At 73.5% G+C, this 24,124-nt stretch carries 22 protein-coding genes and 2 pseudogenes; 11 read left to right on the top strand and 13 right to left on the bottom strand.

The window, feature by feature from the left end; genetic code table 11:
• Window positions 1-1,517: pseudogene (locus ACZ5DC_RS11500) on the bottom strand (AAA family ATPase); the annotation flags it as partial.
• A pseudogene (locus ACZ5DC_RS11495) lies at window positions 1,517-1,783 on the bottom strand (protein kinase domain-containing protein); the annotation flags it as partial. The pseudogenes ACZ5DC_RS11495 and ACZ5DC_RS11500, both read right to left, overlap by 1 nt.
• Window positions 1,784-1,941: 158 nt before the next feature.
• On the opposite strand from ACZ5DC_RS11495, the gene ACZ5DC_RS11490 reads away from it, so the two are divergent.
• From ACZ5DC_RS11490 to ACZ5DC_RS11480, 3 genes are all read left to right on the top strand, one after another.
• Window positions 1,942-2,790, top strand: a complete 849-nt coding sequence (locus tag ACZ5DC_RS11490; RefSeq protein WP_468651699.1) for an SCO2400 family protein — start codon at window positions 1,942-1,944, stop codon at window positions 2,788-2,790.
• Between the two features lie 193 nt (window positions 2,791-2,983).
• The gene (locus ACZ5DC_RS11485) at window positions 2,984-4,531 is read left to right on the top strand and encodes a metallophosphoesterase family protein (RefSeq protein WP_468651697.1); all 1,548 of its coding nucleotides are present in this window, start codon (window positions 2,984-2,986) and stop codon (window positions 4,529-4,531) included.
• On the top strand, window positions 4,528-5,547 hold the full coding sequence (locus ACZ5DC_RS11480; protein WP_468651696.1) for a hypothetical protein: 1,020 nt from the start codon (window positions 4,528-4,530) through the stop codon (window positions 5,545-5,547). Before ACZ5DC_RS11485 ends, ACZ5DC_RS11480 begins: the two co-directional genes overlap by 4 nt.
• 23 nt (window positions 5,548-5,570) lie before the next feature.
• Here the strand turns inward: ACZ5DC_RS11480 and ACZ5DC_RS11475 are convergent, their stop codons facing one another.
• Window positions 5,571-8,642 (bottom strand): FG-GAP-like repeat-containing protein, encoded by a 3,072-nt coding sequence (locus ACZ5DC_RS11475; protein WP_468651694.1) that lies wholly within the window; start codon window positions 8,640-8,642, stop codon window positions 5,571-5,573.
• A gap of 537 nt (window positions 8,643-9,179) precedes the next feature.
• Here ACZ5DC_RS11475 and ACZ5DC_RS11470 point away from each other — a divergent pair.
• Window positions 9,180-10,568 (top strand): hypothetical protein, encoded by a 1,389-nt coding sequence (locus ACZ5DC_RS11470; protein WP_468652071.1) that lies wholly within the window; start codon window positions 9,180-9,182, stop codon window positions 10,566-10,568.
• A gap of 52 nt (window positions 10,569-10,620) precedes the next feature.
• Here ACZ5DC_RS11470 and ACZ5DC_RS11465 read toward each other — a convergent pair whose 3' ends face one another.
• The 4 genes from ACZ5DC_RS11465 to ACZ5DC_RS11450 form a co-directional block, all read right to left on the bottom strand.
• Window positions 10,621-11,922 carry a hypothetical protein gene (locus ACZ5DC_RS11465; protein WP_468651692.1) on the bottom strand — a complete coding sequence of 434 codons (1,302 nt, stop codon included), beginning with the start codon at window positions 11,920-11,922 and terminating at the stop codon, window positions 10,621-10,623.
• Window positions 11,923-11,987: 65 nt separating this feature from the next.
• On the bottom strand, window positions 11,988-12,485 hold the full coding sequence (locus ACZ5DC_RS11460) for a SigE family RNA polymerase sigma factor (RefSeq protein ID WP_366750079.1): 498 nt from the start codon (window positions 12,483-12,485) through the stop codon (window positions 11,988-11,990).
• An 85-nt stretch (window positions 12,486-12,570) separates the two neighbouring features.
• Window positions 12,571-12,768 carry a hypothetical protein gene (locus tag ACZ5DC_RS11455; RefSeq protein WP_468651690.1) on the bottom strand — a complete coding sequence of 66 codons (198 nt, stop codon included), beginning with the start codon at window positions 12,766-12,768 and terminating at the stop codon, window positions 12,571-12,573.
• A gap of 161 nt (window positions 12,769-12,929) precedes the next feature.
• Window positions 12,930-13,487 carry an HdeD family acid-resistance protein gene (locus ACZ5DC_RS11450; RefSeq protein WP_468651688.1) on the bottom strand — a complete coding sequence of 186 codons (558 nt, stop codon included), beginning with the start codon at window positions 13,485-13,487 and terminating at the stop codon, window positions 12,930-12,932.
• Window positions 13,488-13,758: 271 nt separating this feature from the next.
• On the opposite strand from ACZ5DC_RS11450, the gene ACZ5DC_RS11445 reads away from it, so the two are divergent.
• Window positions 13,759-13,929, top strand: coding sequence for a hydrophobic protein (locus tag ACZ5DC_RS11445; protein ID WP_171154443.1), 171 nt, complete (start codon window positions 13,759-13,761; stop codon window positions 13,927-13,929).
• A 66-nt stretch (window positions 13,930-13,995) separates the two neighbouring features.
• Here the strand turns inward: ACZ5DC_RS11445 and ACZ5DC_RS11440 are convergent, their stop codons facing one another.
• Entirely contained in the window at window positions 13,996-14,418 is a 423-nt protein-coding gene (locus tag ACZ5DC_RS11440) for an ATP-binding protein (RefSeq protein WP_468651686.1), read from the bottom strand.
• A 234-nt stretch (window positions 14,419-14,652) separates the two neighbouring features.
• Here ACZ5DC_RS11440 and ACZ5DC_RS11435 point away from each other — a divergent pair, with 234 nt between their 5' ends.
• Window positions 14,653-15,498, top strand: coding sequence for an RNA polymerase sigma factor SigF (locus ACZ5DC_RS11435; RefSeq protein ID WP_468651684.1), 846 nt, complete (start codon window positions 14,653-14,655; stop codon window positions 15,496-15,498).
• 449 nt (window positions 15,499-15,947) lie between these two features.
• Window positions 15,948-16,256, top strand: coding sequence for a hypothetical protein (locus tag ACZ5DC_RS11430; RefSeq protein ID WP_468651682.1), 309 nt, complete (start codon window positions 15,948-15,950; stop codon window positions 16,254-16,256).
• Between the two features lie 107 nt (window positions 16,257-16,363).
• Here the strand turns inward: ACZ5DC_RS11430 and ACZ5DC_RS11425 are convergent, their stop codons facing one another.
• Together ACZ5DC_RS11425 and ACZ5DC_RS11420 are read right to left on the bottom strand one after the other, a co-directional pair.
• Window positions 16,364-17,728, bottom strand: coding sequence for an APC family permease (locus tag ACZ5DC_RS11425; protein ID WP_468651680.1), 1,365 nt, complete (start codon window positions 17,726-17,728; stop codon window positions 16,364-16,366).
• A 91-nt stretch (window positions 17,729-17,819) separates the two neighbouring features.
• Complete coding sequence (locus tag ACZ5DC_RS11420; RefSeq protein ID WP_366750071.1) at window positions 17,820-18,689, bottom strand: carbon-nitrogen hydrolase family protein; 870 nt, start codon at window positions 18,687-18,689, stop codon at window positions 17,820-17,822.
• 80 nt (window positions 18,690-18,769) lie between these two features.
• On the opposite strand from ACZ5DC_RS11420, the gene ACZ5DC_RS11415 reads away from it, so the two are divergent.
• The gene (locus ACZ5DC_RS11415) at window positions 18,770-19,582 is read left to right on the top strand and encodes a FadR/GntR family transcriptional regulator (protein ID WP_468651677.1); all 813 of its coding nucleotides are present in this window, start codon (window positions 18,770-18,772) and stop codon (window positions 19,580-19,582) included.
• A 1-nt stretch (window position 19,583) separates the two neighbouring features.
• Here ACZ5DC_RS11415 and ACZ5DC_RS11410 read toward each other — a convergent pair whose 3' ends face one another.
• The 3 genes from ACZ5DC_RS11410 to ACZ5DC_RS11400 all read right to left on the bottom strand — a co-directional run bounded on the left by ACZ5DC_RS11410 (window position 19,584) and on the right by ACZ5DC_RS11400 (window position 22,916).
• Window positions 19,584-21,347 carry a SpoIIE family protein phosphatase gene (locus tag ACZ5DC_RS11410; protein WP_468651675.1) on the bottom strand — a complete coding sequence of 588 codons (1,764 nt, stop codon included), beginning with the start codon at window positions 21,345-21,347 and terminating at the stop codon, window positions 19,584-19,586.
• 238 nt (window positions 21,348-21,585) lie between these two features.
• A complete protein-coding gene (locus ACZ5DC_RS11405; protein ID WP_468651673.1) occupies window positions 21,586-22,356 on the bottom strand; it encodes an SDR family NAD(P)-dependent oxidoreductase in 771 nt (256 codons plus the stop codon).
• A 134-nt stretch (window positions 22,357-22,490) separates the two neighbouring features.
• Window positions 22,491-22,916, bottom strand: coding sequence for a DUF2267 domain-containing protein (locus ACZ5DC_RS11400; RefSeq protein WP_366750065.1), 426 nt, complete (start codon window positions 22,914-22,916; stop codon window positions 22,491-22,493).
• Between the two features lie 239 nt (window positions 22,917-23,155).
• On the opposite strand from ACZ5DC_RS11400, the gene ACZ5DC_RS11395 reads away from it, so the two are divergent.
• From ACZ5DC_RS11395 to ACZ5DC_RS11385, 3 genes are all read left to right on the top strand, one after another.
• On the top strand, window positions 23,156-23,347 hold the full coding sequence (locus tag ACZ5DC_RS11395) for a hypothetical protein (protein WP_468651671.1): 192 nt from the start codon (window positions 23,156-23,158) through the stop codon (window positions 23,345-23,347).
• Window positions 23,348-23,498: 151 nt separating this feature from the next.
• Entirely contained in the window at window positions 23,499-23,642 is a 144-nt protein-coding gene (locus tag ACZ5DC_RS11390) for a hypothetical protein (protein ID WP_468651669.1), read from the top strand.
• Window positions 23,643-23,869: 227 nt separating this feature from the next.
• Entirely contained in the window at window positions 23,870-24,073 is a 204-nt protein-coding gene (locus ACZ5DC_RS11385; RefSeq protein WP_007383480.1) for a cold-shock protein, read from the top strand.
• Window positions 24,074-24,124: the final 51 nt, after the last annotated feature.

Below are 24,124 nucleotides of genomic sequence, written 5' to 3'. Positions count from 1 at the left end.
TCACAACTGCCCCCGCCCCGACGCGTGCCGGCCGTTCGCGTGGGCCGGCCGGTGGTGCGGGTCGGTCGCGCGGGTGATGGCCGTCTCGACGGCCGTGATCCGGTCCGCGAGCAGCCCGAGCGCCCCCACGGCCCGGATGAGGGGGTCCTCTCCGGGGCCCCCGAGGGCCTCGCCGCGGACGTACGCCGTCTTCACCTCCGCCCAGCGGGCCGCCTGACCGGCGGTGAGGGTGCCGCACAGCTCGGCCAGCTTCAGCAGGTTGGCCTCGGCGACCGTCGTCAGGGTCTGCGCCTCGGCCGTGTAGTGGTCGTCGATCACGGCGGCCGGCTCGGCGTCGTTCATGACCGGCGCTGGGCGATCTTGTTCATGTTGCGGTAGGAGCCCTGGAGCCGGAAGGGCGGTTCGGTGCGGGCCGCGTCCGACTGCGCGGCCGAGGCGATGTGGGCGGCGTTGACCGCCAGCACCGTTTCCCGGGCGGTCAGCAGGTGGCGCAACACGGCCACGACGCGCTCCAGTTCGGCGGGCGGGCAGGCGTGGGAGAGCCGGTCGGCACGGGCCGTCGGGTCGCCCTGGGCGAGGCGGACCAGCAGGTCGGTGTCGGCGCGGTCGCGGCCGGCGAGCGGGGCCAGGACCGGGTTGGCGGTGAGCGCGTTCTCGACGAAGCTCAGCTCGAAGACGTCCTGGCTGCCGGTCAGGACATCACCGAGGTTCCACACGTCGGCGCGGTTCGCGAGCATGTCCGGCACCTGGAAGCGGCTGCCGGACTCGGTGTAGGGGTTGCCGGCCATGCAGACCGCGAACCGCTTGCCGCGCAGGTCGTAGGTGAGCGGTTCGCCGTCGCGGACGCCGTCGACGCGGCGGGTGGCGTCGCACAGCGGGATGAACTTCTGGAGCAGCTCGGGTGAGGTGTGCTGGATGTCGTCCAGGTACAGCAGGGTGTTGTTGCCCGCCGCCAGCGCGAAGTTGATTTTTTCGACCTCCTGGCGTGCGGTGGCGTTCGGGGCCTGGGCGGGGTCGAGCGAGGTGACGGCGTGGCCCAGTGCCGGGCCGCTGACCTTCACCAGCATCACGCCGAGACGGTCGGCGACGTACTCCATGAGTGTCGTCTTGCCGTAGCCGGGCGGGGACAGGAGCAGCAGCAGGCCGCCGGCGCCGGTGCGCCCGGTGTCGCCGGTGGTGCCCAGTTGCCTGGCCAGGCTGTCGCCGAGGAGCGGCAGGTAGACCTCGTCGACGAGCCGGTTGCGGATGAAGGAGGACATGACGCGCGGGCGGTGGTCGTCCAGGCGCAGGCGGGCGCGTTCGGCGGCGACGAGGGCGGTGCGCCGCCGCTGGTACGCGCGGTGGGCGGGTACGTCCTGCTCGGCGAAGCGGGCCGTGCGGGCGAGGAACTCGTCCAGGCGCAGCGGCAGTCGGCGTGCGGCGATGCGCGGGTGGGTGCCCAGCAGGCCCTCGGCCGTCGCCGTGAGGCAGGCGTCGCCGTCGTAGCGCGGCAGGTCCGGGCACAGCTCGGCCGCGACATGACCAGGTAGAGCCGGCCGTGGTGCGCGCCGAAGTCGTACACGCCGACGACGTTGGGGTGGTTGAGCCGGCCCGCGGTCTGGGCCTCCAGCCGGAACCGCTCCACGTCGGCGGCCTCGTCGGTCCGCAGCAGTTTGACCGCCACGGGCCGGCCGAGGAGGCGGTCGTCGGCCCGCCACACCTCGCCCATCGCGCCGCTCCCCAGCAGGTCCCGCAGCTGGTAACGACCGGCCGGCAACCCCTGCGCATCCACCCCGCTCACCAGGACACCGTACGTCCGAATCTGCGCAGGAGCCCCACACAGGCTGCACACAGCCTTGCGAAGGGGTCGTTACCGTTGCTGATCGCTCGACCCCCTGTACGAGCGTGACCAGGCCGTGGCCCGGGCGGGCCGACGGCGCAGTCAACCGAGGAAGACCGCAGATGGACTACTGCTCCACGTGTCGTCGGCATCTCAATGGCGCCCTGGTCTGCCCCGGGTGCGGTGCGTACGCCCCGGACATCGCGCCGCCGCTCCTCGCCGACCGCGTCGGTCCCGGCCGGTCTGCCGAGTGGACGGCCACGGACGCGCCCGCCCCCTGGGACAGCGAGCCGGGGCCGGAGCACGACACGGAGGCCGCCGCCGGGCCGTCCGCCGACACCCCGTGGACGTCCCCCGCGCGACCGGGCAGGGCGGCACGCCGCCGCCGGCTCGCCCGACTGAGGAAGCACCAGCGGCGGGCCATGGTCGCCACCGCCTTCGCACTCGTCGGCGGCGGCCTGTCGCTCGCCACGCTGGACCGGCACACCGCTGGCCAGGCGCAGGCGGCTGCCGCACCGGAGGACCGGAGCATGGGCGCGGCGAGGGAGCGGGTGGAGACGGAACCCGCTCCCCAGGCCCCCCGGGCTCCGCAGGCCCCTCGGGCTCCGCACGCCCCGGAGCAGCACGCGCCCCGCACCACGCCCGCGAGGCACGCAACGGTCGACGTCACCCCCCGGCAGCAGAGCCTCCCTGCCACGCCCGGCACCGCCGCCCCGGTGACCCGGGCGGACTCCGCTCCCCCTCACCGCCCGGCCGACGCGTCGCCCCCGCGGCAGCAGACCACCGGCCCCGCGCCCTCCGGCGGTACGGCGGACACCAGCGGACCGGCCCCGGGCCACACCGGCACGGCGACCCCGCCGGCCCCTGCCCCGACGACCGGCGGCACGGCCCCGGACACCCCCGGAACCGCGCCCGCCCCGGCGCCGACGTCCCCCACCCAGCTCTGCCTGCTGGGCCTCTGCCTCGGCTGACGTTCCGTCACGGCGGCTCGGACGCACGGAGTTCACCGTGGCCGTGCAGTGGCGCGCGGCTCCGGGCGCCTAGGCCATTCGGCTCCGAGGTGGTGTACGGAGCGAGCGCATCCGGAACGCTCCGGCATGGTGGCACTCGGCGGTGATCCGCGGGCGCTCACCTTCACAGGAACGAAGGAACCGGAGCTCGAGCATGAAACATCGCCTGGTCGCGCTCGCCCTGGTGAGCGCGCTGGCCGCGGCCGCCTCGGTCACGGCCGCCGCGGCCACGACCACTGCCGTCAGGACCACCTCCGTCACCACCACCGCGCCCCCGCCGGGCGGGGCCGGCGGTGAGGCCTGGGCGTGGACGCAGCTCACCGGCCGCGGGACCCAGATCCGCTACGTGTCCACCGACGCCAGCCAGCAGTGCCCCTCGGTCCGCTACACCCTGGGGACGGCCAGGGACACGCACCCGATGCACCGGGTGAGCACCCCCATGGGGGCGCAGTTCCCCACCACCGTCTGCGAACTGGGTGTGCCGCTCACGGCGTCCGGCGCGCGGCTGGAACAGGTGCCCGCGGCAGTGCTGCACCCCGGCGACCGCCGGCTCCCCCTGCCCGGCTGGACGGCGGCGACACGCCCCGAGAGGATCGCGGTCATCGGTGACACCGGCTGCTCGGTCCCGAAGACCGGCACGGTCCAGAACTGCGCGAACCACCAGACCGGCTGGCCGTTCCCGACGATCGCGAACAGCGCCGCCACCGTGACACGGCCCGACCTCGTCGTCCACGTCGGTGACTACCTCTACCGCGAGGACCCGGACCGGGAGAACGACAAGCAGCGGAACCCGGGCTGCACGACGACCGCCGACGCGGCGAGCTGGGCCTGTGTCGTCGCCGACTTCTTCCGGCCTGCGGAGACGCTGCTGGCCGGCGCGCCGGTCGCGTTGACCCGCGGCAACCACGAGGACTGCAACGCGAGTTTCCACGGTGGTGCGGGCGGCGCGTGGTTCCGCTACCTCGCCGACGACCTCCGCGACGACGGGTCGTGCGACCGGTTCACCGATCCCGTGGCGATCCGCGCGGGCCTGCTGAACCTCGTCTCCCTGGACTCCTCGTACGCCGACCCCGGGGACACGGGGAGCACGGCGGGCAAGGCCGTCTTCACCAGGCAGCTCGACCAGGTGAACCAGTACGCCCGGCGGCGTCCCGGCGAGGACTTCTTCCTGTTCACGCACAAGCCGCTGTGGATGGTGAAGGCGGCGGGGCACACGACCGGTGACGTGACCTGGCTGACCAGGGTCCTCAGTGACGCGGTCGCCGACACGGCACTGCACCGGCTGGCACGCAACGTACGGCTGGTGCTCTCGGGTCACGTGCACCTCTACCAGATGGTCGATTTCGGCACGGTCCGCCCACCGCAGCTGACCGTGGGCTCCTCGGGCGGCCCGCTGGACAACGGCCCGGACGACCTCCTGGTCCTCGGCCAGCCGGTCGGCACCCCGCCGCAGCCCGTCCACCAGTCGATCACCCAGACGGTGGGCCCCATGGGAGGCACGGGCATCGCCGGGTACGCGGACCTCGGCCACAGCTCCGCCGGCGACACGTGGGTCCTCACCTTCCGCACCACGAACGGCCGCGTGCTCGGCCCCACCTGCCGGCTCGCCCCGAGCCTGGACGACAAGTCGTTCCTGTGCCCGCCGGGCACCTCGACCGGGCCGGGAGCCGGCCGGCCCGGCGGATACGGGGTGGCGCGATGAGCCGCCGGTCCCGGCGCGGCGGGCACCGCGCGCGGCCGTTGGCCCTCCTCGCCGCCTGTCTGCTCGTCCTGGCGGGTGCCCCGGGCGCGTTCGCGCACGTCCGCGGTCACGCGGCGCTCTCCAGGGCCCGCTGTATCGCCACGCCCGCCGAGTACCGGGCCGCCTGGGACGCGCGGCGGGTCCGGTGCGTGTCACCGGCCCTGTTCGGCACCACGCACGCGCGGGGGGACTCCTCGCTCTATCCCCGCGGCTTCTGGTACGCGTGGGCCGGGTCCGACACCAACCTCGAACGGTACCTGGAGCTGCGCAGGCGGTACGGGGACCGGCCGCCGAAGGTGGGCATCGGGGTCCTGTCGTACGTCGGGTACCCGGGACTCGAGACCTGGTCCGTCCCGACGGACCTCGCCGTCTACACCCTCCCGCCGGGCGTCCGGGCGCTGGTGCCGAGCTTCGAGACGTGGTTCCGCGTGCTCGACGAACGGTTCGGCCACACGTCCGCGTACCCGCTCGCCGCCCAGCGGGACCTCGTCGTCGCCTATTCCCGGCTCCGCAGGGACGAGGACGTCGTGGGCGCGTTCCAGAAGGTGACCGGCTGCCGCCGTAGCGCGTTGCTCGCGGGCGCGGCGCCTTCAGCGGCCATCGGCTGTAACCGCTCCTTCCTCGGTGCGCTGGCGGCCGCCGGCCCGTCCCCGTACGACGGCGGCGACTCGAAGGCGTGCTTCGCGCACTTCCAGTCGCGGTACCGGGGCCCCCGGGACGCCGCCGCGCTGAGGGGCGCGCTGTACCAGTGCCAGGACGCGGGCTTCCTCAACACGGGCGTCGGGCTCGGCTACAACACGTACGCCAACCCGTTCGTGTGCGAGCCCGCCGCCCGGCAGTCCGTGCGGGAGAGGTACACCGGCCGGGAGTTCATCGTCCCGAACACACGCCTGCCGGCGCTCCCGGAGCACGTCGACATCCCGCTGGACCTGGGGGCGCCTTCCCGGCGCGGGTTCCTCCACGCCGGGTACTGCTGAGCCGCCGTCGCGGGACCGGGACGTCAGAACACGCCCTTGTACGCCTGCCACCCCGTGCCGATCCTGGCGCGGGGCCCGAACGACCCCGCGCCGTTGCCGCTGTTGCGCCACAGGTCGCCGGCGGTGTCGCGGGAGACGATGTCCGCCTTGCCGTCGCCGGTGATGTCGCCGACACCCACGACGACGTTGTACGACGAGCCCCAGCCGGAGGCCACCTTCACGCGGGACTTGAAGCCGCCGGAGCCGTTGCCGTCGTAGCGCCACAGCGTGTTGGAGCGGTCCTGGGCCAGGAGGTCGCCGCGGCCGTCACGGTTGAAGTCCCCGACACCCACGATCTTCTTGTAGCCCGACCAGTTCGCCGCGATCCGGACCCGTGCGGACAGCTTTCCCGCGCTCGTGCCCTTGTACAGGAACACCTCTCCCGTCGACGCCTTGCGCGCGATCAGGTCGGGGCGTCCGTCGCCCGTGATGTCCCCGGGAGAGGTCAGCACGTTGTACTGGTTCCAGCCGGTGCCCAGCGAGGTGTGCGGGGTGCTCGTGAGGAAGGCCTGCCCGCGCATGGTCCGGTACGCCCGCAGTTCGCCGCTGCCGAACCGGACGAGGATGTCGTTACGGCGGTCGCCGTTGAGGTCGCCGAACGGGACGAGTGTCACGGAGGAGGGCCAGCCCGAGGCGGGCATGCCCTTGGCGAAGGCGCCCGTGCCGTTGCCCGGCCGGTAGCTGACGACGCCGGACGAGGTGAGGGTCAGCGCGTCGCCGGTCCCGTCGGGCGCCCAGGTGCCGCCGTTGGTGAAGTCATGGCGTACGGCGGCCCCGACGGACACCTTCACCGTCCGCGACACCGTCAGTGCCGGTCCCGAACCGTCGGCGGGCGGGGCCGTCAGGGTGAAGGTGTACGTGCCGTTGGGGACGAACGCACCCTTGCTGTCACGTGTGTCCCACCGTACGGCCAGGGTGCCGTCCACCTCACCGCCGGAGACCTTGCGGACCACGGCGCCGGTGGCCTTGCTGGTGAGGGTGGCCGTCCAGGAGGCGGCGGGCTTGGACAGCAGTCCGCGCCACCGCCACCACGGGGCGCTCGCCGCGCTGCTCTCCCACGCGTTGTCGGTCACCTCGGACTCGACGACGGCGAGCCGCTGGGCGGCGACCCCGCTGGGGACGAGGTGGATGCGCTGATCGGCGTCCACATAGGCCACGGGGCCGCCGAACTTGTCCACGGTCCAGGTCACTCCGCGCAGGCTGGAGGTGCCCGCCGCGAGGTCGCCGATCTTGCGGGTGGTGGCGGTGCCGCCGGAGAAGGCGGTGAGGAGGAGCGCCCCGGCCGCGGTGTCGTGCCGGACGAGGTAGCCGTCACCGAGCAGCGCCTGGCCGGACGGTACGGGGATGTTCCTCTTCGCCGTGCGGTCCCAGACGCCGGCCGTCGCGGCCGGGCCGCAGGACCAGTAGATCCAGCGGCCCACCGCCTGGAGTTCCTTGGGGACGCACGGGGCGCCGGTGGCGACGGTGCCGGTGGTCTTGCCGGTCTTCAGGTCCTTCGCGGTGACGACTCCGGTGCCGGAACCCGGCGTCCACAGGCTGGTCCCCCAGACGGAGGCGGCCGTGACGGGGCGGGTGACGACGGGCTCCAGGTCGCTGTAGACGCCGAGGTCGCCGACGTACTGCTTGGCGGGGAAGGACCCGTTGACGATGGCGTAGCGGCCGGTGACGTCGAGGACGCTTCCGGAGGCGGAGGGCACGTGGAAGAAGCCGGCCTCGTCGTTCTTGTCGAGGGACTGGACGTATGAGCCGACGGGCTCGGGCTGGGTGGTGAACGTGACCGCGCGGCCGTCCCCGGTGGCGTACGGGCCCACCCCGCGAAGGTTCCAGTTCCGCCAGGTCGGCGCGCTCGGCGTTCCGTCGGCGGCGATCCGCCGGGTGTAGTAGCCGCCGATGAAGCTGCTGTCGGCCTCGTCGGTGGCCAGGGTGCCGTTCTGCAGCGACAGCCGGTCGATCTTCGCCGCCGTGGGCGGTACGGCGGTCAGCTCCGTCAGCGCCGGGGTGTCCGCCCCGGTGTCGGTGACCCTGCGCACCGCCCAGTGCCCGGCGTCGCTGCCGCCGACGGCCAGCAGGCTGCCGTCCGGTGCCGGGACGAGGGACGTGTTCGCGTGCCGGAGCAGGGTGAGCGGGTCACCGCCCGTGAGGGGGACGGCCATGAGCCGCTCGCCGGACTTGTCGGCCTGGTCCTGCAGGTCCCACGGCACGGAACGGGCCACCACCAGCCAGCGCCCGGCGATGCCCACGTGCGGCTCGCCCTCCGTGCCGGGCAGCGTCAGTGTCGTCTCGGCGGCGGAGAGATCGGCGCGGTCGAGGACGTGCGCCACCTTGAGGTCGGACCACCAGACCAGCCGGTCGGCGCTCAGCGCGACGCCCGTCGGGGCGACGGCCACGGCCACATCGCCGGTGACCCTCGCGGCGGCCAGGTCCACCAGCGCCAGGTGCTGCTCGCCGTCCGCCCGCGCGTAACCGATGACGGCGGTGCCGCTGTCGCCGCCCAGAACCCTCGCGTTCGCCATGATTCCGGCCGGCCAGCCGTCGACCGGGGTGCCCTCGGCGGGCGCGCCCTCGCCGTACAGCCACAGCACGCGGTCGCCGTCGGTGCCGCGGGCCTGGGTCAGCACATGGGCACCGAAGGTCGCCATGTACGCGCCGTGGGTGAGGGCGACGTCCGTGGTGGTGCCGGCGGACGGGTCCCTGAGGACGACCTTCCCGGTGGGCGAGACGACATCGGCCACGACATCGGACGACGACCCCAGGTAGCCGGGGATTTCGAGGCGCGCCAGGCTGCCCAGCTCGGTCGTCGCGCCGGTGTCGTACGACGTCCACAGGAAGCCGGAACGCCCCTCCTGCGCGTGCAGGTAGCCATGGGGGCCGGCGCTGTAGAGACGGTCCCTGCGCGGTGTGTAGCGGTCCGCCTGGAAGACCTTCTCCGCCGCGAGGGCGGTGCGCGCGACATCGTTGTCCGCGTCGGCCGCGTGGGCCAGCGGGCCGGGACCGGCGGTCGCGGTGAGGATCGCCAGCGCGGCGACGACGCCACGGCTGGTGGTACGACGGGCCATCGTCGCCTCCTGGGCTTCTCGGCGGGGGTGTGCGGGACGGGACGGCCGACGGCCGGTCGGGCGCACATCGACGGTGCTGCGGAAACACCCAGCCCCCCGGCTGCCCCCCGTGCACAGCGGCACGAGAGTAGCAGCAGGCCCGGGCCCGTCCGCCACGCCGGGGACGGAGATCGATAAGAGGCTCGGGGCGCGGCCTCCCCTGCGGAGTCACCGCTCAAGTCCGGCCATAGGACGGTGAGTTCTCCAGATCACTCGGCGCCTTGGGCCCCGCCCGACGGGGGCCGGGACTCCCATCGCCCCTGTGCCGCCGTCGAGTTCGGCGTACCGGCGACTCCAGGACGTCGTCGGCACCGAGGTGAATCGCCGGCCCCCGGCACTCCGCGGATGGCCAACGGCCGGCCGGCTCCACACTGCGCCTGGCCGGGCAAACCCCGTGCACCGGGCCACGGCACCCCCGTACGATCCCCTCGCCGCTCGTACGGCAGTGCGTATCGGCGCGCCGCGTGCGGGCACCCCATGGGGAGGGAACACTTGACCATGTCCTTCGGCGCGGGACCCCGTGCGGTCCTGGCCGCTCTGGGAACTCTCGCTCTCGCACTGGCCACCGCCGCGTCGCCCGCGCACGCGGCCGACGGGACGCCCGCCACGCCGACTCAGCTGTTCGACGGCCACCGGCACTGCTCGACCGACGCGGACCGGCCCTCGTACCGCTGGGCCGGCGACGGCCTCGTCGTCGAGGGTGTCCCCGGGGTCACCGGCACCACCGGCGCCTCCCTGGTCGGCGTCCGGTACCAGGCCTGGCCGGTCACCGACCCGGCGCGGATCACCACGGTCACCCGCGACCGCGTCACCCCCGGCTCCGAGGCCCCCGCCACCCTGCCCGCCGACGCGCTCGCCGACGGGCAGACGTACGCGTGGCAGGCGCAGACGGTGGCCGGGAACGCGGTCTCGGACTGGTCGGCCCCCTGCTACGTCACGATCGACGACACCCGCCCGGCGAACGCGCCCACCGTCACCTCCCCGAACTACCCGCCGGACGTGTGGAACGAGGGCGGCGAACGCGTCGAGTTCACGCTGGGCGCGGGCGGTGCCGACGACGTCGAGGGGTTCGAGTTCTCCTGGCAGCAGGATCTGCCGGTCATCGGCACCAGCATCGGTGACCACGGCGTGCCGCAGCCCGTCGACCCGTACGCCGACACGACGTACTTCAAGCGCGCCGACACGCTCGGCGGCTCGGCCACGCTCAGCCTGGTCCCGCCGCTCGGCTCCGGCCGGATGACGCTGTACGTGCGCAGCCTGGACCGGGCCTACAACGGGTCGGCGGTCGCCAGTTACAGCTTCCTGGTCAGCTCCCCCGCGCCCACCGTCACCCCGGCCGTCCCGCGGCCCGGGTTCGGTGAGCCGACCGAGTTCACGCTCCGTCCCGACCCCGGGCTCCAGGCGAAGAGCCCGGTCGTGAGCTACTCCGTGCGGACCTCGGGCGGTCAGAGCGACAGGACCATCGAGGTCGCGGCGGGGGCGGACGGCACGGCGACCGTGGAACTCGCACTGGACGGCATCTACGGCGAGAACGTCCAAGTGACCAGCACCGGCGCGAACGGCTGGGTGAGCGGATCCGCCTGGTGGGGCACCACCTACGACACCACTCCCACCGTCGCCTCGGACGTCTACCCCGAGAACGGCTCGGGCGGCGCCGCCGGCGTCCCGGGGACGTTCACGTTCACGCCGAAGGTGGCGGACGTCGTGAGCTACACGTACACCTTCAACGACGGTGACCCCGAGGTCACGGTCCCCGCGGACGCCCGGCACACCGCGAGCGTCGACTGGACCCCGGCCGCGGCCGGCTGGTACGACCTCACGGTCTACGCGACGACCCGCTCCGGCATCCAACTGGCGCCCTACGACTACACCTTCACCGTGAACTGACGCCTCGGCGAGCGGCGCGGTCCAGGTCCCTCGCCGTCGCCGGGGTCGTCCGTCATCCGCTCGCGGGGGCCCGGCCGGTGTCGGTGAAGAGGCGCTTGTCGAGGGCGATCGCCCAGAGCTCGTCCATGCCCAGGGCCGGCGTCGGGCGGGTCACCGGGGTGCTCTCGGCGTACGAGTTGACCTCCCGCACGGCGACCCGGCGGCCGTCCGGACGCAGGATGTCGACCAGCCACACCGTGGCCGGACCGCCCTTCTCGGAGGGGCCCCTGACCTTCTTGACCTTGGTTCCGTCGGCCAGGGTCGTGGCCTCGCACGCGCCGGCCACACCGGCGCAGCCCATGTGCCGGGCCAGGAGTCTGGTCATGCCGTACTGCGCGTCCACCTGCACCATGTTCCTCCCACGCCCGTCGTCGTAGACGAGCTGGACCAGATCGTCGCTCGCGTTCAGGCCGGAGATGGTCCCGCCGCGGGGCAGGTGCGACCTCAGCACCCGGGTCATCCGGGCGCCGGGCACCCGCCGCACCGCGGCGGAGGCACCGGTGGAGGCGGCTCCCCGCGGGACCGGCAGTGCGGCGATCGCCTTGTTCCAGGCCGGGCTGCGCACGATCGAGGTCAGCTGGGCGATCGACAGCAGCGGGTCGCCCCCGTCGGCCGAGCCCTTCTCGCTGCCGCCGCCGAACTCCTGCACCGTCAGCTGCGCCCCGGCCGGGGTGGTGAGCACCACGTACCAGCGTTTCTGCCCGGTGTCGCTGCTGGGATAGGTGAACGACTCGGTGGTGGTGAGCACCGCGCCGCCCGGGAGCTTGCGGGTGGCGCACTTGTCGTAGGGGCGGACCTCCACGGGCAGGCAGCCGTCCCCGCTCCCCTGGCCGGCGGTGGCGCCGGGATCCAGCCGCGCGACGGAGACGTCGATGCCGGAGGAGCCGTGCGCGGTGGAGTAGGTGAGCTCGGCGGTCGGCCAGACGGCGGGGCCGTCCCCCGCGGAGCCCCTGCCCGAGGCCGCGGAGACGGTGCCGCCGGGAGGCAGCAGGCTCTTCAGCGTGCGGACCATCTCCTCGCCGCTGACGGACGCCGGAGCCCGGGACGGCGACCGCACGGCGGAGTGTGCGGGACCGCCGGCCGTCGGCCGCCCGGGGGTGCCGCCGAGTGCGTCCGTGCCCAGCAGCGCGCCGCCCGCGGCGATCGCGGCGAAGGCGGCCGTGGCGGCGGCGACCTGGGCGGCGCGGACCAGTCGCATCCGCCGGCCCCGGACGACGGAACGCCGCACCAGGTCGGGGGAGTGGGGCGGGAACGTCTCGGCGGCGCCGGTCATGGCGCGGGTCAGCCGTCGCTCAAGGTCCTCGTCGCGTGACATGGCGGGTCTCCGTTCGTCTGGGGCGTCGGCCGGCCCGGGTGCGGAGCGCCGCCCGGCCGTGCTCGTCATGCGGTCAGGTCGGCCAGCTGGTCGCCGAGCAGGGCGCGCAGCCGCTCCAGGGCGCGCATGCTCCGGGCCCGCACGGCGCCCGGCGACACTTGGAGGACCTGTGCGGTCTCCTCCACCGAGCGGTCCTCCCAGTAGCGGAGCACCAGGACGGCACGGTCCTTGGCCGCCATCCGGGCCAGGCCGTCCAGCAGGGTCATCCGCAGCTCGGGGTCCCGCGCCGGGGCGGCGGCGTCGGGCAGCCGGTCGCTGGGGCGCTCCGTGGAACTGCGGCGGCGCCGCTGGGAGAGGAAGCTGCGGACGAGCACGGTGTCGGCGTAGGCCACCGGGGCCTGCGCCCGGCTGATCCGCCGCCAGGAGCGGTACATCTTGGCGAGGGTCTCCTGGACCAGGTCCTCGGCGAGGTGCCAGTCGCCCGTGAGCAGGCAGGCGGTCCTGAACAGCGGTCCGCTGCGGGCGGCTGCGAACTCCAGGTAGTCCGCGGGTGCTTCCCCCACCGTGTGTCCTTTCGTGGCCGGACGTCATCTCTTACACGCGGTGGGGGTGTTCCCGCGTTACGCCGCCGGCGGCACCGGATGCCGCTCAGGCGGCGCGGGAGGTGTGCCGGCCCGTCCGGGCACGGGCGGGGGGCTCCTGGCGGCCGCCCGCGATCAGACGAAGATGGCGTGCTCCGGCGTGCCGCGGCGGCCCCGGCGAGCGCGTCAGCCAGTCCTCCACACGGTCCATGCCGTACAGCAGCAGCCCCACGAAGGGCAGGAGAAGGCAGGCAACGATGACCACGGTCGGGCTCCCTCCCGGCAGGCGACCGTGGACGGGTGCCCACGGGGCGGCCGGCCACCGGGCGAGTGCGTGAACATGCTGTGTCCGCCCGCCCCGGCGTCGCCGCTTCGCCGTGGGCTCCCGGCGCTCCCGCTCCGGCGCTCCCGCTCAGGCGCTCCCGCTCAGGCGTGCCGCGCGTGGCGCACCCGCCGCGTGGTGGCCGTACCGCGCAGCCGCCGGGCCGCGGCCAGCACCAGCGCGCCGCTGAGCAGGGCGTAGACACCGATGGCCTGGGCGATGCCGAGGGCGCCCACGTCCGGCCGGGCCCGGACGAGCACCCCGGCCGCGACCGATACGACGCCGGCCAGGAACAGCGCCCACTCGTGGTGCAGTTCATGCCGGAAGCGCACCGCCGCCCAGATCTCCGCGCTGCCGGTGACCACGGCCCAGGCGCCGATCAGCGCGGCCAGGGCGAGGGCGGTGACGCCGGGCCAGGCGATGCTGACCACGCCCGCCGCGGTGCCCAGGACACCCCCGGTCGCGTGCGCGGCGCGGTGGGCCGCGTCCCCTTGCCGGCGGAAGGCGCTCGCCAGGAGGGCCAGGCCGTCGGCGAGCGCGTACACGCCGAAGAGGAGCGCCAGCGCGAGGACGGTCACCCCCGGCCACACCAGGGCGACCACCCCGAACAGCAGGGCCGCCGTACCCCGCGCCACGAGCATCCACATCAGCTGCCGCCGCACACCATCACCCCTTGATCCGCCGAACAGAGGTGTCCCGGGTACCCCGGCGCACGGCGCGCACCGATCTCGCGCAGGAGGAGGCCGTCATCACGGCGGGAACAGCGGGAACACCGGGAACACCGGGAAAACCGGGAAAGACAGGGAACACCGCGTGAAAGCACCGCGTGAATGCCCTGCCGCTATTTCCCCCACTTTTCCTTCACAAACAAGGCGCCTTCGAGGAATGCGGGCACCGGCCGAGGGCAAACGGTGGTCCAGGAGGTAGATGACTATGGTTCCCTTGCTGCTTGTTCTGCTCCTCGCGCTGATTCTCTTCGGCGCCGGATTCGCCATCAAGATCCTGTGGTGGGTCGCCGTCGCCGTCCTGGTGCTCTGGCTGCTCGGCTTCGTCATGCGCTCCACCAACGCGGGTGGTGGCCGCGGGCGCTGGTATCGATGGTGACCTGACGCACCACTTCCGCACGCGGGGACCGGCTGGGCTTCAGCCGGTCCCCGCGCGTGTGCCGGTCTACCCGGCCGTCGAGGGCGACGGCGGCTGGAAGCACGCGGTGACGTCCTTGCCGTACGGGCAGCGGTGGACCTCCACGGTGTCGGCCAGGGCGTCGACCAGGAGCAGACCTCGGCCGCCCAGCGCCTCGGCTCCGGGGTCACGCTGCTCGGGCAGCCGGGGGGAGGCGTCGTGGACGGTCACGTGCAGGCACGACTGGTCCCAGGTGAGGATCAGCTGTGCCGAGCTGCGGGCGTGTACATGGGCGTTGGTGACCAGCTCGGACACCGTCAGCAGCACCGAGTCCACCAGGTCCGGCGCCGTCTCGGCCCACCCCAGCGCCGCCAGGTGCACGCGCGTCCAGTCCCGGGCCGCCTTCACCCCGCTGCTGATCGGCAGTGAGCGCGCCCAGCCCACCGCCTTCACCGAGGAGTCCTCGGCCATGTTCTCCTCCTTCGTTCGTCCCGCCGGTGTTCCCCCCGTCTGCCCCGGATTCACGCGGAGGAGCACCGCGCACCGGTATGCACCGGTACGCGCCGCGAGCCGCCGGCCTCCGCCGGGGAGGTCCCCCCGATTCGTGCGGACCCGGGTGTAGGTGCAGGATGAGCGGGTAGCCGCTGCGATGACGCCGGCCAGGGCCGGCGGTCGCGGACAGTTCGAACTCGGGAGGGGAACAGCATGGTGCTCACGAGCACGACGGCATCCGACACGCGGACCACCGAACTGCCCGAAGTCGCCGACCCCTCCAAGGTGGCGCCCAAGGACGCCCGGGAGCTGTCGCGGCTTTTCTTCGAGCAGCTTGCGGTCCTGGAAGAGGGCACCCCCGAGTACAGCTACGCCCGCAACACGCTCATAGAGATGAACATGTCCCTGGTCCGCTACGCGGCCGGCCGCTTCCGCAGCCGTGGACCGGAGGAGATGGAGGACATCGTCCAGGTCGGCATGATCGGCCTGATCAAGGCGATCGACCGGTTCGAGCTGTCGCGGGAGGCGGAGTTCACCTCCTTCGCCATCCCCTACATCGTCGGCGAGATCAAGCGGTTCTTCCGTGACACCACCTGGGCCGTGCACGTGCCCCGCCGCCTCCAGGAGGCCCGCGTCCAGCTCGCCCGCGCCACCGAGGAGCTGCGCAGCCGGCTGGGCCGCACCCCGTCCGACAAGGAACTGTCGGAGCTGATGAGCCTGTCCGAGGACGAGGTCCGCGAGGCCCGCCTGGCCGCCAACGGATACAACTCCTCCTCCCTGGACGCCGCGATCAACGGCAGCGAGGACGGCGAGGCGGCCCTGCAGGACTTCATCGGCGCCGAGGACGCGGCCCTGGAGCTGGTGGAGGACTTCCACGCCCTGGCCCCCCTGATCGCCGAACTCGACGAGCGGGACCGGCAGATCATCCACATGCGCTTCGTGGAGGAACTCACCCAGGCCCAGATCGGCGAGCGCCTCGGTGTCTCCCAGATGCACGTCTCCCGGCTGCTCTCCCGCTGCCTGACCCGCCTGCGCGAGGGAATGCTCAGCACCCGCTGAAGCCACCGGGCGTCGACCCCCGCGTCGGTGTGCCCGGCACCGGCCGACCGGGCGATCCGGGCGTCCTGGTCGCCGGAAGCGCTCCCTGAGCACCCGCTCGCCGAAGCCGTCGGCCCCCGCCCGGCTGAACGCCTCGCGGGCGGAGCCCGGTAGGACGCGGCTGTCCTGGCGGCGGCCCCGGCGACGCGGCCGCTCGCCGTACGGCAGACGGGCGCGGCCTCGCTGAGCGGCGCGCGCGAGCCCACCGGCCGCCCAGGGCCCCCGGGCGGCCGTGAGCGTCTTCCCCGACGAGTCCTGCCGGAGCTGCCACCAGCCCGGCGGAGCGGGCGTATCCGGACCTCGTCCACTACGGCCAGCGCACCGTCGAGGCGGCACGGCCCCGACGCCCCCCGCCAGCCCCCGTAAGATCGGCTTCGACCAAGTCACGCCATATATGGGGGAATCAACTCATGACCAAGCGTCTTTCCGCCCTGGCCGTCTCCGCGGCCGTCGTCGGGGGCTTCCTCTTCACCTCGGTGCCCGCGCACGCCGCCACGCCGGCCGGCCGGGGCGCGGTCGGCGCCAAGGCCACCGTCACGTGCAACAAGAACCAGATGCGCCAGCAGATAGCCGCCCTCAAGGACAAGGCCGCGAGGCTGAAGCAGCTCGGGGAGACCGCGGCGGCCAAGAAGGCCCTGAGCGAGGCGGCCGCCATCCAGAGGAAGCTCGACGCGTGCATCAAGGCCGAGGAGGACGCGAGCAAGCCCTTCCCCGGATAACTTCCCCGGACAAGTCTCCGGCGACGCGTGGCGCCGTCCGGCCCGTTCCACGGGCGGGCGGCGCCACGCCTCTTCTCCGGCCCGGTGGCTGCGGCACCGGCCCGGGATCACACCCGCTCGGTGACGGCCGGCGCCTCCTCCTCGAAGGTCAGCTCCGGCGGGGGCGTGCGGAAGCCTCGGGTCAGGTAGGCCAGGTAGCAGATGCCGAGGGCGAGCCAGCAGACGCCGAGGACGAGGGCCTTGGTGTCGAGGTGGGTCAGGAGCCAGATGTCCACCACCGCGCCGATCGCGGGGGCGACCACATGGCCGAGCGGACCGGGGCGGCGGCCCGCGCGCCGTTCGCGCACGTACGTGGCGATCACCGAGAAGTTGACGAAGGTGAACGCGATGAAGGCGCCGAAGTTGATGAAGGAGGTGGAGGTCGCCACGCTCAGGCGCAGGGCGATCAGGCCGACCACGCCGGTGAGGAGGATGTTGAGGACCGGGGTGCGGTAGCGGGGGTGGATGTGCCCGAAGATCCGGCGCGGCAGGACGGAGTCGCGGCCCATGGCGTAGAGCAGCCGGGACGTGCTCGCCTGCGCGGCGATGCCGGACGCGAACTGGGCCACCACCAGGCCGGCCAGGAAGACGGAGGAGAACAGATCGCCGCCGATGGTCCGGGCGATCTCGAAGGCGGCCGAGCTGGGGTCGTCGAAGGAGCTGCCGGGGTGGGCCAGCTGGGTGGCCCAGGCGACGGCCACGAAGATGCCGCCGCCGATCAGGGCGATCAGCAGGATGGCCCGGGGCATGGTGCGCTGCGGCTCGATGGTCTCCTCGGTGAGCGTGGTGACCGCGTCGAAGCCGAGGAAGGAGTAGGCCGCGATCGCCGCTCCGGCGGAGATGCCCGCCAGGGTGGTGGCGTGGTTGGCGAACGGCGCCGTGCCGGCCAGCGCCCCGGCGCCCCCGACGTGCACCACGTGCCGCAGGGAGAGCGCGACGAAGATGCCGATGACCAGCACCTGGAAGGTCATGAGCAGGTCGTTGGCCCGCTCGGCGGTCTTGATGCCCCGCACGTTCAGGGCGGTGGTCAGCACGATGAAGCCGATGATCCACACCCAGAACGGGACGCCGGGGAACTGGGCCTGGAGGTAGGCGCCGCCGATCAGCCAGATGACCATGGGCAGGAAGAAGTAGTCGAGCAGGGTGGCCCAGCCGATCAGGAAGCCCACCCGCGAGTCGATGGCCCTGCGGACGTAGGTGTACGCCGACCCGGCCACGGGGTGCGCGGCGGCCATCTTCCCGTAGCTGTGCGCGGTGAACAGCATGGCGAGCAGGGCCAGCAGATAGGCGGTGGGCACGGTGCCGCCGGTGCTCTCGGCCACGACGCCGAACGTGCCGAGCACGATCAGCGGGGTCATGTAGGCGAGGCCGAACAGGACGACGGATCTGAGCGTCAGCGCACGGGTGAGGCCCTGGGCGGATGCGTTCTCCATAGCGGGCTCCATGTCGGGCTCCATAGCGGGCTCCATGACGGGCTCCGGGGGGAGCTCCGGGGGACGGGGACGGACGAGCGGGCGGACGGATTCAGCCGGTGGCGGGGCGCCAGCGGCCGGGGTCGATGCGGCCGCCGTACAGCGGCAGGTCGATCGGGGTGTCGGCGTCGGTGAACTGGTCCCACATGCGGTTGAGCCCCGCCGTGCCGAAGGTGCGGACGCGCGTGACGTCGTCCAGGTCGAGCACGTCGGTCAGCACGGTGGGGGCCGAGTCGGGGGCCTCGGCGCGCACCCGTCCCTCGGGGTCCACCACCAGGCTGCGGCCGGTGCCGAGGGGGCCGGCGGTGTTGACGCTGAGCACGAAGACCTGGTTGACGATGGCGTTGGCCCGGGCCAGCACCAGTTCCTGGGCGCGGTCCGCCGTGGTGGTCATGACCGGGTTGACGATCGCCTCGGCGCCCAGCCAGGCCAGCTGGCGCGCGACCTCCGGGAACCAGGCGTCGTAGCAGATGGAGATGCCGATGCGGCCGACGCCGGGCAGGTCCGCCACGACGAAGCGGTCGCCGGGGTCGTACGGCTCGTGCGGCCGCCACGGGAAGATCTTGCGGTACGAGGCGACGAGACGGCCCTCCGGCGAGTAGACCGGCGCCGTGTTGAACAGCTCGCCCCGCTCGCCGCGCTCGCACACGGTGCCCGGTACGAGCCAGATGCCCAGGTCGCCGGCCAGCTCGGCGAGCTGCCGGGAGCGGGGGCCGTCCAGCGGCTCGGCGGCCTCCTGGAGCTGCTCGGTCGCCGACGGCGAGCCGTCGACGCCGCACAGGTGCAGTTCCGGGTACACGGCGAGGCGGGTCTGCGGGAAGCGGTCCAGCAGCTGCCCGACGTCCTCGGCGAATCCGGACAGGGGTGCCGTCGCCGGGCGGGGAGGTGCCTGGACGAGGGCGAGGGGGAGGGGACGGGACATGGCGAGGAAATTAGCTCAAGGTGAGCTGTTAATCAATAGAATCATTTTGATCCGATTTCCGCTCTCGCTACATTGACGGCATGCCTCACCCCCAGGACGGCCCCGCCCCCGACGGCCCCGACACGCGGCCGGCCGGCGCGGCGGCACTGCCCTTCGACGCCCCCGCGCTCGACGGCATCCGCCGGCTCACGGCCCTGGACACCGTGCGCGCGCGCATCGGGCTCGCCGTCGACCTGGGGCTGCTCGCCCCGGGCGAGAAGCTCCCCCCGACCGACCGGATAGCCGCGGCGCTCGACGTCGGGGAGATCACCGTCCGCCGTGCGCTGTCCACGCTCTGCCAGGACGGCGTCCTGGAGCGCCGCCGGGGCCGCAACGGAGGCACCCGGGTCGCCGAGCGGCCGGCCCGGGGCGTGGTCGGCGCGATGGACGACTACCGCGCGCGGAACGACGAGGTCCACGCGCTCGTCGACCAGCGGCTCGTGCTGGAGTGCGGCCTCGCCCACCTGGCCGCCCGCAACGCCGACGAAGCCGCCCTGGCGCACCTGGAGCGGCTGGCCGACGAGATGGACCAGGTGCCGACCTGGGCGGAGTTCCACGGCTGCGACGAACGGTTCCACCTCGCCGTCGCCGCCGCCACCGGCGTCCCCGCGGCGGCCGAGGCCTACCGCGGCGTGCTCCAGCGGCTGTACCGCTTCTACCTGCCCTACCCGATGGACGCCCTGCGCGAGTCCAACCTCGAACACCGCGCCCTCGTCGACGCCCTGCGCGCCGGTGACACCGCGGCGGCGGCCGACATCGCGCGCCGGCACGTGGAGGTGCTCCACCGGACCATGTTCGTGGGACTGCTGGAGACGGCCGGGGGCCGCGGGGGCGAGCCGCGCGGGACCGCCTGACTCACCGTCCGCGGGGCTCCGTCCGGCCCGGGCGCGGCTGGGGCGGTGTGCGCAGGGCGAGGAGGGCCACGTCGTCGAGGCCGGGCGGGTGGACGCGGCGCAGGAGCTGGTCGGTGAGGGACGGCAGCGGGCGGTGGGCGAGGGCGGCGGCGTGCTGGCGCAGCCGGCTCAGACCCTCGTCGAGGGTGTAACCGGGTGCCTCGATGAGGCCGTCGGTGTACAGCAGCAGGGTGCAGCCCGGGGGCAGCAGCACGCTGGCGTCGGGGCGGGGCGCGCCGACCCCCGTGCCCAGCAGGAGGCTGTGACCTTCGGTGAGGTAGTCGGCCAGACCGTCGCGGGTGACGAGCAGGGGCGGGGGATGGCCGGCGTTCGTCCAGGTCAGCTCCCAGTCGCCGTCGTCCGTCCGGGTGAGCCGGGCGAGGATGAGGGTGGCCATGGTGACGTCGGTGATGGGCATGATCGCCTCATCGAGCCGCTGGACGATGCGGCTGGGCGGTTCCTGCTGGGACCAGGCGTAGGCGCGGAGCATGTTGCGCAGCTGGGCCATGCCGGCCGCGGCCTCCAGATCGTGGCCCACGACGTCCCCGACGGCCAGGGCGGTGGCACCGTCGGGCAGGGTGAAGGCGTCGTACCAGTCGCCGCCGACCTGGGAGGCGTCCGGGGCGGGCAGGTAGCGGACGGCCATCTGGAGCCCGGGGACCCGCGGCATCTGCGGCAGCAGGTGGTTCTGCATGGTCTCGGCGACCGCGCGCTGGCGCTGGTAGAGGCGGGCGTTGTCCAGCGCCACGCCGGCGCGGCGGGCGATGTCCTCCAGCAGGGGCAGATCGGCGGTGGTGAAGTCCCCCGGCTTCCCGGCCCGGCCCAGGGTGAGGGCCCCGAGGACCTCCCGGGTGCCGCGGATGGGGGCGATGGCCGCCGAGTGGATGCCCGTGGCCTCGAACAGACGGCGCTGTTCGACGGCGATGCCGGAATCCGGGGCACGCCGGTACGTGGCCGGCCCGGCCAGCGCGGAGGCGACACCGCGCAGTGCCCGGGACAGCGGCATCGGCGACTCCTCGGGCACCGGCGGCATCGGCCCTTGCAGGTCCTCGTGGTGGACCAGGCGGTCGCCCTCGGCGTGCACCACGGCGGTGCGCCACACCTCGTCGTGCTCGGTGATCAGGTCGATGACGGCCCAGTCCGCCAGCCGGGGCAGCACCAGGGACACCAGCCGGCGCAGTGCCTCGTCCACGTCGAGGGTGGAGGTCAGCCGGGTGGTGGTCTCGGCGAGCAGGGCCAGCCGTTCGAAGTCGGTCAGCGTCTCGGTGGCCCGCTCCGGGCGCGGCTCGGCGACGTCCGCCCGCTCGGGGGCGTGGAAGAGGACGAGCGTGCCGGTTCGCCGGTCGCCGGTGTCGCCGAGGTCGTACGGGGCGATCATCCAGGAGACGGGCAGCAGGGAGCCGTCACCGCGCAGGAAGTGCTCCGTGTGACCCTGCGCCGGGTTCCCGGCGTGGAACGCCTGGCGCATGGCGCACTGCGTCGTGGGCAGCGGCTGGCCCTGCGGCCCGCGGTGCAGCAGGTCGTGGGCGTCCTGGCCGAGCAGGTCCGCGGCGGGGCGGCCCAGCAGCCGTTCGGCGAGGGCGTTCACGGCGAGGATGTGGCCCTGCGCGTCGACGACGTAGGCTCCGGCGCCGATGGCTTCCACCGCGTCGGTGAGCCGGGCACGGGCACCGGGTTCCGTCCGCTGCCGCTGCCGGTCGGTCCCGGCTCTCTCCGCCCCTGCCATGTCGTGGCCTCCTGTGCTCGTGAGGCGCCGCGCGTGTACGTCGACCGGTGCCGTGGCGCCTGGTCTTCCGTATGCCCCGTCACGGGCGGGAACTCTCCTGACGGCTTGCGCACCGGCCCGGACAGCCGCACGCACCGGCTCCCGGGCACCCCTCCCGCCGGCCCCGGCGAGGCGGACGGCCTCACCTCCCGGCAGCCCGCACCGCCGCCGCCCGCACCTGGTGAACGACCGGCGGGCGCTACGCGGCGATGACGGCGACGCCCGTCCTGCCCCCGTCGACGTCCACCACGGTTCCGTGCACGAAGGCCGCCTCGTCGCTGGCCAGCCAGACCGCGGCATGGGCGATGGCGTCCGGCGTGCCGACGCCGCCGGCCGGGGTGCCCTTCATCATGACCTCGCCCGGATGCGGCTCGCCGCCCCGGGGCGCCGGGGGCAGGATCACGCCCGGTGAGACGGCGTTCACCCGCACGCCCAGCGGGCCGAACTCCGCGGCCCACGCCCGCGTGAGCGTCTCCATGGCCCCCTTGGTGGAGCTGTAGAGCGCACCGCTCGGCACGCCCAGGCGGGCGATCCACGAGCCGAGGTTGACGATCACCCCGGCGCCGGCCTCCGCCATGCCCGGGACGACGGCCGCCGTGAGGAAGAACGGCGCCTTGACGTTCACCGCGTAGACCTGGTCGAAGGTCTCCTCGTCGGTGGCGGCGGTGCCGGGGGCCGGGTAGACGCCCGCGTTGTTGACCAGGATGTCGATCCGCCCGCCCAGGGTCTCGCGGGCGCGGGCGGCCAGGTCCCGGGAGGCCGCGGCGCTGCCGTCGAGGTCCGCCGCCAGGAAGTCGGCCCGGCCGCCGGACGCGCGGATCCCCGCGACGACCTGGGCGCCCCGTTCCCGGTTCCGCCCGGACACGACGACGTGCGCCCCCTCCGCGGCGAACGCCTCCGCGATCGCCTGTCCGATGTTGCTGGTCGATCCGGTGACCAGTGCCGTCTTGTTCCGCAGCCGTCCGCTCATGGCGCGCTCTCCTCGTCTCGGGTGTGCGGGCCACTGTGCGCCGCAAAAAATGGACCGGCAAGTCCAGTCCACGCCGGCGCGGCCGACGGTACGGGCGGGGCGGGCGGATCAGGCGGTCCACCCGCCCCGGAGGGTCAGCGGTCCGGCCGTCCGGGCCCCGGGCCGGCCTCCGCGAACAGCGGCCCGAACTCCTCCGGAAGGGCACCGCGCAGGTCGGCTTCCAGGCCGGTGTCCTCGGCCGTGAGCCGGGAGACCACCGTCCGCGCCAGGAACAGCGCCTGCTCGGGGGTGGCGTCCACGGGCCGGCCGACGTCGGCCAGCAACGCGTCGAGCGGATCGGCCGGCCCGGCCGGCGCCTCGCCGCCGTGCCGCCGCGCGCCGATCTCCAGGGCGCCCCGCTCGTGGGGCGGCACGGCCTGCCGCAGGTGCTCCCGGTGCGGTGGGTCGAGGCGGCTGCTCAGCGCCGCGAGGACGAGGTGAACGGCGGCGTCGGCCGCCTCCTCGTCACCGAGACGGGCCCGTGACGCCACCTCTTCCACCAGATGCCGATGGCTGATCATGCTTCCTCCCGCTGGTGCGGTCAGGGGGTTGTCCTGAGGGTGGAGTAGCTGACGGGTGCCCGTGTGAACAGATGTGTACACCGCCCTCCATATCCCACTGAAGCGGACATGGAGGGGACAACGCGACGCGTATCCGGAGGGCCACCCGCGCGGCCTGGTGACGGACCGGGACTTCACCGTGCGGATACTGACCGGGGCTTCACCGTGCGGATACCGACGGAGGGCGGCGACGTCAGAGTGTGCACGTCGACGACGCGTGCGGCACCGACCTGACCACGGTCACCCCGGACGACCCCGTCGACCGCGTGGACGGCCTCATGCGGGAGAAGGCCGTGCGCCGGCTGCCGGTGGCCGATCCCGAACGGACCGCGTGGTCGGCATCGTCCCCCTGGGCGACCTGGCCGTCGAGCGCGACACCGACTCCGCGCTGAGCGAGATCAGCGCGGCCGACCCCCACACGCAGGCCGGCCGGCGTTCCCGTCCGCCGACACGCGTACTCCGTCCACCGATGGGTGGACGGAGCAGGCGCATCGGTTGCCGCGAGAGGAAGTCTGTCACGGCGAGGACAGATCTCCTAGGCCATTGGCGTCAGAGTTGGGCCTCCTCGCCGCACCCCGGGACGAAGGCGCCATGCCCGCCGAGAACGCCCCCGTCGCCGGCGACCTGGGCGACGGCTACCCCGCCTGCACGATGGGGCGGGCCGCCGAACGCGGTGCGGATATCTAGAGCCGCCACTGCAGAAATTCCGACCACGACGGCGTCAGAATACCTGGACGATCACGAAAACACGTGGGGCTTCCGGCCTGCCTGTGTTAGCGTGATACCAGTTGCAGTTTTGGTTGCCAGAGATTTTTCTTTGCAGAGCTTTCCGGATTCTTCCGGAGGGGTGATCATCGCGGCGACTCGGCTCCGTAAAGTGCGGAGTCCGGCATGGCCCCCGAGGGAGATTCAATATGGCATCTGGCACCGTGAAGTGGTTCAACGCGGAAAAGGGCTTCGGCTTCATCGAGCAGGACGGCGGCGGCGCCGACGTGTTCGCCCACTACTCGAACATCGCCACCTCCGGCTTCCGCGAGCTTCAGGAAGGCCAGAAGGTTACCTTCGACGTCACGCAGGGCCAGAAGGGCCCGCAGGCCGAGAACATCGTTCCCGCCTGACGCTGACGCGCTGCATGGTGCTGGGGTCCGCGCTCTCGAGGTGCGGGCCCC

The organism is Streptomyces sp. NPDC031445, assembly GCF_055581365.1.
The sequence above is the reverse complement of the archived record's forward strand: the minus strand, read 5'-3'. Positions and strand labels throughout refer to the sequence as shown.